Origin of the sequence: Streptomyces sp. NPDC048419 (assembly GCF_043200415.1) — a bacterium.
GTDB lineage: Bacteria > Actinomycetota > Actinomycetes > Streptomycetales > Streptomycetaceae > Streptomyces.
Window position 1 is genome coordinate 319,004 of the sequence record NZ_JBICXT010000006.1, and the last position, 11,837, is coordinate 330,840.

The following is an 11,837-nucleotide window of genomic DNA, read 5'->3' on the forward strand; positions in this document are numbered from 1 at the left end:
CAACTATACCCAACCTCGCTCCCGAGCGAGCCGCACGGCCGCGTGCCGGTTCTCCGCCCCGAGCTTCGAGACGGCCGACGACAGATAGTTGCGTACGGTCCCCTGGGACAGCGCGGCCCGCTCGGCGATCTCCGCGACGGGCGCCCCGTCGGCGGCGAGTTCCAGCACCTCGGCCTCCCGCGCGGTCAGCGGGGAGTCGCCGGAGGCGATGGCATCGGCGGCCAACTCGGGGTCGACATAACGGTTCCCGGCATGCACCGTGCGGATGATCTCCGCGAGCCGCTGCGCGCTCACCGTCTTCGGGACGAATCCGCGCACCCCCGCCGCGAGCGCCCGCTTGAGGTGCCCGGGCCGCCCGTGACTGGTGACGATCAGCACCTGGCAGCCCGGCAGTTCGGACCGCAGGGATGTGGCGACCTTCACACCGTCGGCGCCCGGCATCTGCAGATCGAGTACGGCCACGTCCGGCCGGTGCGCCCGCGCCATGGCCAGCGCCTCCGGCCCGCTCGCCGCCTCGGCGACGATCACCAGGTCGTCCTCCAGCGCGAGCAGCGCGGCGAGCGCGCCCCGGATGAGGTGCTCGTCGTCGGCGAGCAGCAGGCGTACGGTGCCGGTCATGCGGTGACCTCCCGCACGCTCAGCGGTACTTCGGCCACCACTCGGAAGAGGTTCCCGCCGGCCGGCCCCGCCTCCAGCGCCCCGCCCACCGCCGAGAGCCGCTCCCGCAGCCCGGCCAGCCCGGACCCGCCGCCGGCCACGGTGTCGCAGGCTCCGTCGTTCTCCACGGTCAGTACCACGCGTCCCTCGTCCCGTGTCAGTGCGATGTCGCACTGCGCGGCGTCCCCGTGGCGCAGCACGTTGGTCGTGGCCTCCCGCACCACCCATCCCAGCGCCGACTGCACCTCGGCAGCCAGCCCGCCGGTCTCCCCTCGTATCGCGCAGGTGATCCCGGCCGCGCTCAACACCCCCTGCGCACCGGCGAGTTCGACGCCGAGATCGGCCTCCCGGTAGCCCCGTACGACATCCCGCACCTCCCGCTGGGACTCCTGCGCGATCCGCTGCACCTCGATCATCTGGTCCACGGCCTCGGGCCGCCCGCGCCGCGCCAGCTGCACGGCGAGCTCGCTCTTGAGCGCGATGACGGCCAGGTTCCGCCCCATCACGTCGTGCAGGTCCCGCCCGAACCGAAGCCGTTCCTCGGCGACGGCGAGCCGGGCCTCGACCTCGCGGGACCGTTCCGCCTCCCACAGCACGGACAGCGTCCAGGCGCCGCAGCGGCAGGCGAGCAGCGAGAAGAGCGCACCGAAGACGGTCAGGACGCCGAGCATGAGGACCGGGGCGGGTTCGGGATCGGTCCAGCCGAACGCGACCATGAGCACCACGGCGAGCACGGCCGAATGACGCAGGAACACCTGCACGGGCGTGACCAGCCCGTACAGCAGCCCGAACGGCAGCAGTGAGGCGCCCACGGCGAGCCGGACGGCGGCCGGTTGGGCGCCGTCCAGCATGGCGAGCGCCAGGGTCAGCGCCAGCGCGAACCCCAGCAGGACGGCGGCGGGGCGCAGGGCCCCGGGCGGGAGTTCGGCGCGCCCCAGATAGCGGTCGAGCACGGGCCGGGTGAGCCGGTTGGCCTCCGCGCACTGCAGCGCGCCCACCACCAGGAGCAGCCCGCCGACGGCCAGCGGCACCGGCCGCCACTCCAGCCCGCCCACCAGCGGCATCGCCAGCCAGCACAGGGAGAAGAACCAGGTGGTGGCATACCAGGTCAGCACGGTCTGGAACTCGACCCGCTCGGCCTTGCTCCGCTCGACCCAGTGGCGCCGCTTCCAGCCCCGTATCCGCCCGAACACCACGCTCTCCCCGTTCGTCAGCGCCGCGGTTCCCAGCGGAACCACCGGCGTACAGCAAACACCGCGAGCACGGTCCAGGCCACCGTGGTCGCGACGGCGCCGAGCACCTCGTAGCCGCTGAGCTGCCCCGTCCAGCCGCCCCGGACCAGCCGGATCGCCGGGGAGAGCGGCAGAAGTTCACAGACGGACGCCAGCCTGTCCGGCAGGACCTCCGTCGGGATCGCGATGCCCGAGCCCACCATGGACACGAGCACCAGCGGCAGCGCCGTGATCTGGGCGCTCTCCACCGTCCTGGTGAGGGTGGCCGTGACCGCGGCGAGCGCGGCGCACAGCACCAGACCCGCCAGGACACCGAGGACGGTGAGATACACCGCCCGGGGCGCCCCCGCGTCGAGCAGCACCACGCAGCACACGGAGAGCACAAGGGCCTGGGCCAGGCCGATGCAGACGGCCGGCAGCGCGGTGCCGGAAAGGATCTCCGGGTCGCCGAGTTCGCCCGTGCGCAGCCGCTTGAGGACGAGCTCCTCGCGACGGGCGACGTAGGCGCTCACCAGGGATGTGTAGACGGCGAAGAGAAAGGAGAACCCGATCGCGGCCGTCAGCATCACCGTACCGATGCTCAGCCCCTCGGCCTTCAGGTCGATCTGGTCGAGGGCGGGCCGCACGCTGAACGGCAGCGCGAGCGGCACGAGCAGCGCCGTCACCAGGGCGCCCCGGTTGCGGCCGAGCAGGGTGAGCTCGGCCCGGGCCAGCGCCTTCAGCCGCCGTCCGGCGGGAGCGAGGACGAGGGAACTCATGCCGCCACCTCCTGCTCGCGCGCGATCCCCAGGAACGCCTCCTCCAGCGAGGCCGACCGCACGTCGAGCCCGTGCAGCTCGACCCGGGCCCGCTCGGCCCACACCAGCAGCCCGGTGGCCGCCCGCTGCAACTCCCTTGTGCGCAGCCGTACGAGACTCCCGTCCACCTCGTGTCCGCACACGCCGAGCTCGCCGAGCGGCGGCAGGTCCCCGAGGAAGTAGCCGGCGGGCAGCCGGAAGGAGATCCGCGAGGGCCGGCCGGCGGTCACCTCGCCCGGGGTGCCGGTGACCGCGATGCGCCCCTCGTGCAGGATCGCCAGCCGGTCGGCGAGGTTCTCCGCCTCCTCCAGGTAGTGCGTGGTGAGCAGCACGGTCGTCCCCGCGTCGCGCAGCGCACGCACCAACTCCCAGGTGTCCCGGCGCCCTTCGGCGTCCAGGCCGGTCGTGGGCTCGTCCAGGAACAGCACCTCGGGCCTTCCGAGCAGGGCGAGCGCCAGGTCCAGGCGCCGCCGTTCACCCCCGGACAGCTGCTTGACCCGCACGCCGGCCCGCCCCGTCAGCCCGACGAGCGCCAGCGCCTCCTCCTGCGGCCGTGCCCCGCTCACGCACCCCGCCCACATCCGCGCGGTCTCCGCGACGGTCAGCTCCGAGGGGAATCCGCCCTCCTGGAGCATCACGCCGGTCCGCGGCCGTACGGCGCCGCGCTCCTCGTACGGGTCGTGGCCGAGCACGCGCACCCGCCCGCCGGCGGGGCGGGCGAGTCCTTCCAGCAGTTCGACGGTCGACGTCTTGCCCGCGCCGTTGGTGCCCAGCAGCGCGAAGATCTCGCCGCGGCTCACGGAAAAGGTGATTCCGCGCACCGCCTCGAACCCGCCCCCGTACACACGCCGCAGGTCGGTGACCTCAATCACGTGCTCGTGTTCGTTCGTGTCCATGACTTCAGCGTCCCGGCGAACGGAGGCCGGCAGCAGTGCGCGCTGTCATCGCCCGGCATGACAAATGTCAGAAGCGGCGCACACGAAAAAGACCCCGGTCCGTGAGGACCGGGGTCTTACTCCTGAGCGGACGACGAGGCTCGAACTCGCGACCTCAACCTTGGCAAGGTTGCGCTCTACCAACTGAGCTACGTCCGCATTGCCTCCGACCGGCTCCCACCGATCGGCGCGAGCACCAGCCTACCTGATCCACAAGAGTGGCTCGGACCGGCGGTGCAGAGCGGGTGACAGGAATTGCACACTGCGCCTTCCCCCTGGAAGGGGGATGTTCTACTACTGAACTACACCCGCACGTACTCCGTGGGCCTCGGCCTTTTCTGCCTCGCCCCTCGGCGTGCTCCAGACTCTAACTGACCAGGAGGGGTGCAGCGCAAGTCGGTTCTCCCGAGGGGCCGGTGACCTGTTGTCGGGCAAGGCTCACTGCGCCGCGCTGAACGCCTCGTACACCTTCTTGGGGATCCGGCCGCGGGCCGGGACGTCCATCTTGTTGGCCTGGGCCCAGGCGCGGACGGCTGCCGGGTCGGGAGCGACCTCCGTCTGCCGGTAGGTCCTGCCGGACTTCGACCGCTTGCGGCCGGCCTCCACGTACGGCGCGAGCGCCTTACGCAGTTTCTTGGCATTGGCTTGATTCAGGTCGATCTCGTACGACTTGCCGTCGAGTCCGAAGGCGATCGTTTCCGCCGCTTCCGAGCCGTCGATGTCGTCAAAGAGCGTGACCACGACCTTCTGCGCCACGAATATCGGTCCCTTCGTGCGGCACGATGACAATTCATTTGTACAGTGCCCGACAATGCAATGTGAAGCCCGACTAAATCCTTCCGCGTGTCCGAGCGCAATAGGTATCAGGCATCGATCTCAGATTTTTCCCGTAACTTTTCGCCTGTGGACACTCTCCCGCCTCCTCGTGACAGGCGTCACGTAGTTTCCTACAAGTCGACGCGCGTAGAAATTTTGGGCAGGTAGTCTGAAGTCACTTGTAGGAACCTGCTCAGCACCACACACCGGGAGTGCCAGTGGCACGCGTCGTAGTCGACGTCATGCTCAAGCCGGAGATCCTCGACCCCCAGGGCCAGGCGGTCCAGCGCGCACTGCCGCGACTGGGTTTCGAGGGGATCTCCGACGTACGTCAGGGAAAGCGATTCGAACTGGAAGTTGACGGGCCGGTCGACGACGCCGCGCTCGCCCGCATCCACGATCTTGCGGAATCCTTCCTCGCCAACACGGTGATCGAGGACTTCACCGTGAAGGTCGAGGAAGTCGCGGAGGCCGCGAAGTGACCGCTCGTATTGGCGTCGTCACTTTTCCCGGAAGCCTCGACGACCGGGACACGCAGCGCGCGATCCGCCTCGCGGGCGCCGAACCGGTCGCCCTCTGGCACAAGGACAAGAACCTCCACCAGGTCGACGCGGTCGTCCTCCCCGGCGGTTTCTCCTACGGCGACTATCTGCGGGCCGGCGCCATCTCCCGCTTCTCGCCGGTGATGGAGACGGTCATCGAGCAGGCGAAGGCCGGCCTTCCGGTCCTCGGTATCTGCAACGGCTTCCAGGTCCTGACCGAGGCCCACCTCCTCCCGGGCGCGATGCTCGGCAACAACCACCTCCACTTCATCTGCCGCGACCAGAAGCTGCGGGTGGAGAACGCGGGGACCGCCTGGACCAGCGACTACGCCGCCGGCCAGGAGATCCACATCCCGCTGAAGAACATGGACGGCCGGTACGTCGCCGACGAGTACACGCTCGACAAGCTGGAGGCCGAGGGCCGCGTCGCCTTCCGGTACGTCGACTTCAATCCGAACGGCTCGCTCCGCGACATCGCCGGCATCAGCAACGAGGCCGGGAACGTCGTCGGCCTGATGCCGCACCCCGAGCACGCCGTCGAGCCGCTGATCGGTACCGGTCGTACCGACGGACTGCCGTTCTTCACCTCGATCCTGAAGAAGCTGGTCAACGCATGAGCCGGACGCCTCTGGACACGGTCGAGAACGCGGCCGCGACCCCCGACGTCGAGCTGCCCTGGGCCGAACTCGGCCTCAAGAAGGACGAGTACGAGCGGGTCGTGGAGATCCTCGGCCGCCGGCCCACCGGTGCCGAGCTCGCCATGTACTCCGTGATGTGGTCCGAGCACTGCTCGTACAAGTCCTCCAAGGTCCATCTGCGCCAGTTCGGCGAGAAGGCCCCGCAGAGCGACGCGCTGCTCGTCGGGATCGGTGAGAACGCCGGTGTCGTCGACGTCGGCCACGGCTACGCGGTCACCTTCAAGGTCGAGTCGCACAACCACCCCTCGTACGTGGAGCCCTACCAGGGCGCGGCCACGGGTGTCGGCGGCATCGTCCGCGACATCATCGCCATGGGTGCGCGGCCCGTCGCGGTCGTCGACCCGCTGCGCTTCGGCGCGGCCGACCACCCCGACACCAAGCGCGTCCTGCCGGGCGTCGTCGCGGGCATCGGCGGCTACGGCAACTGCCTGGGCCTGCCCAACATCGGCGGCGAGGTCGTCTTCGACGCCTGCTACCAGGGCAACCCGCTGGTCAACGCCGGCGCCATCGGCGTCATGCGGCACGAGGACATCCACCTCGCGAAGGCGTCCGGTTCCGGCAACAAGGTCGTCCTCTACGGTGCCCGGACCGGCGGTGACGGGATCGGCGGCGCGTCGATCCTCGCCTCCGAGACCTTCGACGACGCGAAGCCCTCCAAGCGCCCCGCCGTCCAGGTCGGCGACCCCTTCCAGGAGAAGCTGCTCATCGAGTGCACCCTGGAGGCCTTCCGGGAGAAGCTCGTCGTCGGCATCCAGGACCTGGGCGCGGCCGGTCTGTCCTGCGCCACCTCGGAGCTGGCCTCGAACGGCTCCGGCGGCATGCGCGTCACCCTGGACGACGTACCGCTGCGCGACTCCACGCTCTCGCCCGAGGAGATCCTCATGAGCGAGTCGCAGGAGCGCATGTGCGCGGTCGTCGAGCCGGGCAAGGTCGACCGCTTCCTGGAGATCTGCGAGAAGTGGGACGTCATCGCCACCGTCATCGGTGAGGTGACCGACGGCGACCGTCTGGAGATCTACTGGCACGGCGGCAAGATCGTCGACGTCGACCCGCGCACGGTCGCGCACGAGGGCCCGGTCTACGAGCGGCCGTACGCCCGTCCGTCCTGGCAGGACGAGCTGCAGGCGGACGACGCGGGCAAGCTCGCCCGGCCCGCGAACTCCGCCGAGCTGAAGGACCAGGTCCTGCAGCTGGTGGCCTCGCCCAACCAGGCGTCCAAGAAGTGGATCACCTCGCAGTACGACCACTTCGTGCAGGGCAACACGGTGCTGGCGCAGCCGGAGGACTCCGGCATGATCCGCATCGACGAGGAGTCCGGGCTCGGCGTCGCCATCGCGACCGACGGCAACGGCCGGTACGCCAAGCTCGACCCGTACGCGGGCGCGCAGCTGGCGCTCGCCGAGGCGTACCGCAACGTCGCCACCACCGGCGCCAAGCCGCTCGCCGTCTCCGACTGCCTGAACTTCGGCTCGCCCGAGGACCCGGCCGTGATGTGGCAGTTCGCGGAGGCCATCCGTGGGCTCGCCGACGGCTGCCTGCAGCTCGGCACCCCGGTGACCGGCGGCAACGTCTCGCTCTACAACCAGACGGGCGAGGCCGCCATCCACCCGACCCCCGTGGTCGCGGTCCTGGGCGTCATCGACGACGTGGCCCGGCGTACGCCGGTCGCCTTCCAGGAGGAGGGCCAGCTGCTCTACCTCCTCGGCGACACCCGCGAGGAGTTCGGCGGCTCGGCCTGGTCGCAGGTCGTGCACGACCATCTCGGCGGACTGCCGCCCAAGGTCGACCTGGAGCGGGAGCGCCTGCTCGGCGAGATCCTGATCTCCGCCTCCCGCGACGGCATGATCGACTCGGCGCACGACCTGTCCGACGGCGGTCTGGTCCAGGCGGTGGTGGAGTCGGCGCTGCTCGGCGGCAAGGGCGCGCGCCTCATCGTCCCGGACGGGCTCGACGCGTTCACCTTCCTCTTCTCCGAGTCGGCGGGACGCGCGGTCGTCGCCGTGCCGCGCTCCGAGGAGGTCCGCTTCAACGACATGTGCGGTGCCCGGGGTCTGCCGGTCACCCGCATCGGCGTCGTGGACGGGGAGACGGTCGAGATCCAGGGCGAGTTCGCACTGTCCCTGGAGGAGCTGCGCGAGGCGCACGAGGGCACGATCGAGGCGCTGCTCGCCTGACCCGGTCCTACGGCCGAGTCGGTCCTACGAGCCCGAAGGCCCCGCCCGTTTCGCACGGACGGGGCCTTCGGGCGTTCCTCACGCCGCCACCGGTTCCTTCACCGGCTCCGAAGCACCCGTACCGGCAAGGGACTTGGGCAGCCTGAGCGCCATCAGGGTGGCCAGCGCCATCAGCCCGGCGCCGCAGAAGAAGACCACGCTCGTCGCGTCGACGTAGGCGTGCACGCCGGCCGTGCGCGCGCCGCCGGTCAGCCGGGCGAGCGCGCTGACGTCACCGCCGGGGCCGTGGGCGGAGTACAGACGGGTCAGGACGCTGCCGAACAGGGCGGTGCCCAGGGCGTTGCCGAGGGACTGGAAGTAGCGGATGGACGTGGTGGCCACACCCAGCTGGGGGCGTGGGGCGGCGTCCTGGACGAGCAGGATCAACTGGCCCAGCAACTGCCCGAACCCGGCCCCGACCAGCAGGAGTTCGGCGCGGATCAGCCAGAGCGAGGTGTCCGGACCGGTCGTCGTGGCGAGCAGCACGAAGGCGAGGGCGGTGGTGACCGTACCGCTGATCGTGAAGGTCCGCGCCGTCCAGCCGCGGGCGCCCAGCGGACCGCCCAGCAGTCCGGTCGCCGACAGTCCCACGGCCATCGGGATCAGATACAGGCCCGCGGAGGAGCTGGTGATGCCGCGGACGAGCTGGAGATACACGAGCACGTAGTAGATGGCGCCCGTCATCGCGGCACCCAGGATCGCCTGGACGGCGAAGCCGAGCCGCAGTTCGCGGATGCGGAACAGGGAGAGCGGCAGGACCGGTTCGGGCGCGCGGAGCTGACGCCACAGGAACAGCGCGAGGGCGGCGACGGTCGTGACGACCAGGCTCAGCACGGCCGGTGACGACCAGGCGTACTTCTTGCCGCCCCAGTCGGCGACCAGGAGCAGTGCGCTGGAGAAGGCGGCGGCGAGCACGGCGCCGGACCAGTCGAGCGGGCGGCGCACATGGTTGCCGGGCAGCTTCAGGGCGAGTGCGGAGGCGGCGAGGACCGCGAGACCGACGGGCAGGTTGACGTAGAAGATCCAGCGCCAGCTCGCGTGGTCCGCCAGTACGCCGCCGAGCCAGGGGCCGACGGCCATCGCGGCGCCGGCGACCAGTCCGCCCGCGTTGCCGCCCTTGCCGGTGCCCTTCTCCTCCGGTCCCCTGAGGTGCGCGATCACCACCATCGTCACGCTCATCAGCCCGCCGCCGCCCAGGCCCTGGACCGCCCGGGCCGCGATGAGCTGGGTCATCGACTGGGCCGCGCCGCACAGCGCGGAGCCGAGCAGGAAGGTGGCGATCGCGCCGGTGAAGACCCGCTTCGGGCCGGCGACGTCGCACAGCTTGCCGTACAGCGGCAGCATCGCGGCCGACGCCAGGGCGTAGGCGCTGACCAGCCAAGGGATCTTGTCGATGCCGTGGGCGGGGTCGAGGTCATGGGCGATCGGAACGCTGGCCGCGGACACGATCTGCAGGTCCAGGACCGCCAGGACGATCGTCACGAGGCAGACGAGGAAGCCGACTTTGCGCTGGGTCTCGGTCATGAGCGACAGCATGCCCCGGTTTCATGTACCGAGTCAATGTTTTATCCGAGCTTAAAATTCGCCTTGGTACAGTGATGGCATGACGGCCGAGGTGATGGGTCTGCGCGAGCGCAAGAAGCGGCAGACGGCGATGCGGATCTGGCAGGTCGCGGTCGACCTGTTCGTCGAGCGCGGTTTCGACGACGTCTCCGTGCAGGAGATCGCCGACGCCGCCGAGGTCTCGAAGATGACCGTCTTCAACTACTTCGGCACCAAGGAGGACCTGGTCTTCCGGCCCATGGAGGAGCACTTCGGGGACGCGGCCCGCGCGGTGCGGGAGCGTGCGCCGGGGGAGAGCGCGGTGCAGGCCGTGCGCAAGCAGTTCCTGGAGATGGTCGAGACCCGCGACCCCTCGATCGGCCTGAACCCCCAGCCCTTCGCCCGCCAGATCCGTCAACTCGTCCGCGACACACCGGTGTTGATGGAGCGCGCCGTGCTGGCCGCCCAGCAGGGCACCCGGGACCTGGCCGCACTGCTCGCCGAGGAGACGGGCGACCTGATGCTGGCGACGGTCGCCGCCGCGATGCTCAGCGCCGCCCGCAACGCACTCGTCGAGGAGCACCACCTCAGGATCGGCGAGGGCGAGCACGTCGACGCGGTCGCGGCCGACGCGGCCGAACGCGCCGAGCAGGCCTTCGCGTTGGTCGAGCGGGGACTCGGGGACTACGCGCGCAAGGCGTGACGCGGACCAGGGCCCACGACGCCGGGCCGATCCGGAAGAAAGGCCCTAGGCTCACCGCCATGCCCCCGGCCAAGAAGCGCGCCCGTACATACGACTCCGTCAAGATCCGTGCCGCGGTCACCGCGCAGTTCGGGCAGCTGAGGGAGGCCGTGCGCACCCTGAGCCCGGAGCAGCTGGCGGGGCCCACGCGGCTGGGGGACTGGACCGTGCGGGACCTGATCGCGCACACGGGGATGGCACTGGGTGCCGTCAGCCGCTTCATCGACCGGCCCGCGCCGGCGCGGCAGGAGGTCACCGCCCTCGACTGGCCCTTCGCGACCGCCGCCGACGCGGCCGGGATCGACGACGCGAGCCGCCGGCTCGCCGAGGACAACCCCGATCTCGACGCCTACCTCGCCGCCATCGACCGCCGCTTCACCGCGGACCTGGCCGAGCACCTCGGCACCCGCCTGCTCGCCACCGGCACCGGGCCCATGCCGCTGTCCGACTACCTGGTCACCCGCACCGTCGAGCTGATCGTCCACACCGACGACCTCAACGACGCCGTCCCGGGCCTGGAGGTGCCGTACGAGCGACAGGCCCTCGCCGCCTGCACCCGGCTGCTCGCCGACGCCCTGGCCGCCAAGGCGCCCGGCGGCGCCACCGAGGTGCGGATCCCGCCGTACGCCGTGGTGCAGTGCATCGAAGGACCGCGGCACACCCGCGGCACTCCGCCCAACGTCGTCGAGACCGACCCGCTGACCTGGATCCGGCTCGCGACCGGACGCCTGACCTGGACCGAAGCAGTGGAGAAGGCCCAGGTCGGCGCCAGCGGCGAGCGGGCGGACCTGAGCGGGCTGCTGCCGCTGATGGGGTGAGCCGGGGAACCGGTCTTTCGTCCCTTCCGTCCCATAGGCATGGACAAACAGCGACTCACCCTCGCCGTCCTGACCGTGCTGCCGCTGGTCATGGCCTGCGGCCGCGACGCGGGCGACACCGGCGGCGCCTCGGCCGCGGCGGAGATGTCGGGCGTCCACTGGAAGGTCGACAGCGTCACCGTGGACGGCACCACCCGGCAGGCCCCTGCGGGCGCCGGCGCCGGCCTACGTATCGGTACGGACGGCACCGCCGTCGGCAGCTACGGCTGCAACCAGTTCAGCGCGAAGGCCGCCTTCACCGGCCACCGGGTCGAGCTGACGCATGCCCGCCAGACCCTGATGGCCTGCGAGCCGCGGCGCATGGCCTTCGAACGGGCCATGTCGCGCACCCTCACCGACCGCTCGCTCGCGGTCGGGGGCAAGGACGGCGGGCTGACGCTCACCGCCCGCGACGGCGACCGCATCCACCTGACCGAGGAGAAGGACGCCCCGCTGTACGGCACGAAGTGGACGATCACGTCCCTCGGCGCCGACGGCACGGCGACCAGCCCGCCGCAGAAGGCCAAGGGCTCCGCATACCTCACCCTCGACCGGAAATCGGGCAGGGTCACCGGGCGCCTGGGATGCAATCACGTCACCGCGAAAGCCACGGTGCGCGACGGACGTATCACGCTCGGTCCCGCGTCCACCACGCGAATGATGTGCGACGCCTCACTCATGCGCACCGAGAAGAGCCTCCTGCGCCTCTTCGACGGCACGGCGACCTACCGGTTGGATCATCGAACACTCACGCTGACCAGCGAAAACGGAGAAAAGTCCGAAGCTGTCGCCGGACAGTGATCCAT

General features: G+C 70.6%; 12 protein-coding genes and 2 tRNA genes. 6 read left to right on the forward strand and 8 right to left on the reverse strand.

The window, feature by feature from the left end:
• Nucleotides 1–3: 3 nt before the first annotated feature.
• From ACGFYN_RS16670 to ACGFYN_RS16700, 7 genes are all read right to left on the reverse strand, one after another.
• Nucleotides 4–618, reverse strand: a complete 615-nt coding sequence (locus ACGFYN_RS16670) for a response regulator (protein WP_393866540.1) — start codon at nucleotides 616–618, stop codon at nucleotides 4–6.
• Nucleotides 615–1,886 carry a sensor histidine kinase gene (locus ACGFYN_RS16675; RefSeq protein ID WP_393866587.1) on the reverse strand — a complete coding sequence of 424 codons (1,272 nt, stop codon included), beginning with the start codon at nucleotides 1,884–1,886 and terminating at the stop codon, nucleotides 615–617. The genes ACGFYN_RS16670 and ACGFYN_RS16675 overlap by 4 nt, the downstream gene beginning before the upstream one ends.
• Nucleotides 1,868–2,647, reverse strand: a complete 780-nt coding sequence (locus ACGFYN_RS16680; protein WP_393866541.1) for an ABC transporter permease — start codon at nucleotides 2,645–2,647, stop codon at nucleotides 1,868–1,870. Before ACGFYN_RS16680 ends, ACGFYN_RS16675 begins: the two co-directional genes overlap by 19 nt.
• Entirely contained in the window at nucleotides 2,644–3,582 is a 939-nt protein-coding gene (locus tag ACGFYN_RS16685; protein ID WP_393866542.1) for an ABC transporter ATP-binding protein, read from the reverse strand. The genes ACGFYN_RS16680 and ACGFYN_RS16685 overlap by 4 nt, the downstream gene beginning before the upstream one ends.
• Before the next feature lie 125 nt (nucleotides 3,583–3,707).
• Nucleotides 3,708–3,780, reverse strand: a tRNA-Gly gene (locus ACGFYN_RS16690).
• Between the two features lie 81 nt (nucleotides 3,781–3,861).
• A tRNA-Gly gene (locus tag ACGFYN_RS16695) sits at nucleotides 3,862–3,933 on the reverse strand.
• Nucleotides 3,934–4,059: 126 nt separating this feature from the next.
• The gene (locus tag ACGFYN_RS16700) at nucleotides 4,060–4,377 is read right to left on the reverse strand and encodes an Lsr2 family protein (RefSeq protein WP_099929933.1); all 318 of its coding nucleotides are present in this window, start codon (nucleotides 4,375–4,377) and stop codon (nucleotides 4,060–4,062) included.
• 278 nt (nucleotides 4,378–4,655) lie between these two features.
• On the opposite strand from ACGFYN_RS16700, the gene purS reads away from it, so the two are divergent.
• Genes purS through purL form a run of 3 tightly spaced genes read left to right on the forward strand, consistent with a single transcriptional unit; the run spans nucleotide 4,656 to nucleotide 7,851 of the window.
• On the forward strand, nucleotides 4,656–4,919 hold the full coding sequence (gene purS / locus ACGFYN_RS16705) for a phosphoribosylformylglycinamidine synthase subunit PurS (RefSeq protein ID WP_019982969.1): 264 nt from the start codon (nucleotides 4,656–4,658) through the stop codon (nucleotides 4,917–4,919).
• Nucleotides 4,916–5,596, forward strand: coding sequence for a phosphoribosylformylglycinamidine synthase subunit PurQ (gene purQ / locus ACGFYN_RS16710; protein ID WP_393866543.1), 681 nt, complete (start codon nucleotides 4,916–4,918; stop codon nucleotides 5,594–5,596). The genes purS and purQ overlap by 4 nt, the downstream gene beginning before the upstream one ends.
• Nucleotides 5,593–7,851, forward strand: a complete 2,259-nt coding sequence (gene purL, locus ACGFYN_RS16715; RefSeq protein ID WP_393866544.1) for a phosphoribosylformylglycinamidine synthase subunit PurL — start codon at nucleotides 5,593–5,595, stop codon at nucleotides 7,849–7,851. Before purQ ends, purL begins: the two co-directional genes overlap by 4 nt.
• A gap of 78 nt (nucleotides 7,852–7,929) precedes the next feature.
• Here the strand turns inward: purL and ACGFYN_RS16720 are convergent, their stop codons facing one another.
• A complete protein-coding gene (locus tag ACGFYN_RS16720; protein WP_393866545.1) occupies nucleotides 7,930–9,414 on the reverse strand; it encodes an MFS transporter in 1,485 nt (494 codons plus the stop codon).
• A 79-nt stretch (nucleotides 9,415–9,493) separates the two neighbouring features.
• Here ACGFYN_RS16720 and ACGFYN_RS16725 point away from each other — a divergent pair, with 79 nt between their 5' ends.
• From ACGFYN_RS16725 to ACGFYN_RS16735, 3 genes are read left to right on the forward strand one after another with little or no spacing between them, the layout of a single operon-like run.
• The gene (locus ACGFYN_RS16725) at nucleotides 9,494–10,135 is read left to right on the forward strand and encodes a TetR/AcrR family transcriptional regulator (protein WP_393866546.1); all 642 of its coding nucleotides are present in this window, start codon (nucleotides 9,494–9,496) and stop codon (nucleotides 10,133–10,135) included.
• A gap of 59 nt (nucleotides 10,136–10,194) precedes the next feature.
• Complete coding sequence (locus ACGFYN_RS16730) at nucleotides 10,195–10,992, forward strand: sterol carrier family protein (RefSeq protein WP_393866547.1); 798 nt, start codon at nucleotides 10,195–10,197, stop codon at nucleotides 10,990–10,992.
• A 39-nt stretch (nucleotides 10,993–11,031) separates the two neighbouring features.
• On the forward strand, nucleotides 11,032–11,832 hold the full coding sequence (locus ACGFYN_RS16735) for an META domain-containing protein (RefSeq protein ID WP_393866548.1): 801 nt from the start codon (nucleotides 11,032–11,034) through the stop codon (nucleotides 11,830–11,832).
• The last annotated feature ends 5 nt before the right edge of the window (nucleotides 11,833–11,837 follow it).

Coding starts and splice junctions, on each gene's coding strand:
- ACGFYN_RS16670 (WP_393866540.1), bottom strand. CDS start 618: ATGACCGGCACCGTACGCCTGCTGCTCGCCGACGACGAGCACCTCATC.
- ACGFYN_RS16735 (WP_393866548.1), top strand. CDS start 11,032: ATGGACAAACAGCGACTCACCCTCGCCGTCCTGACCGTGCTGCCGCTG.
- ACGFYN_RS16730 (WP_393866547.1), top strand. CDS start 10,195: ATGCCCCCGGCCAAGAAGCGCGCCCGTACATACGACTCCGTCAAGATC.
- ACGFYN_RS16680 (WP_393866541.1), bottom strand. CDS start 2,647: ATGAGTTCCCTCGTCCTCGCTCCCGCCGGACGGCGGCTGAAGGCGCTG.
- ACGFYN_RS16725 (WP_393866546.1), top strand. CDS start 9,494: ATGACGGCCGAGGTGATGGGTCTGCGCGAGCGCAAGAAGCGGCAGACG.
- purL (WP_393866544.1), top strand. CDS start 5,593: ATGAGCCGGACGCCTCTGGACACGGTCGAGAACGCGGCCGCGACCCCC.
- ACGFYN_RS16720 (WP_393866545.1), bottom strand. CDS start 9,414: ATGACCGAGACCCAGCGCAAAGTCGGCTTCCTCGTCTGCCTCGTGACG.
- ACGFYN_RS16685 (WP_393866542.1), bottom strand. CDS start 3,582: ATGGACACGAACGAACACGAGCACGTGATTGAGGTCACCGACCTGCGG.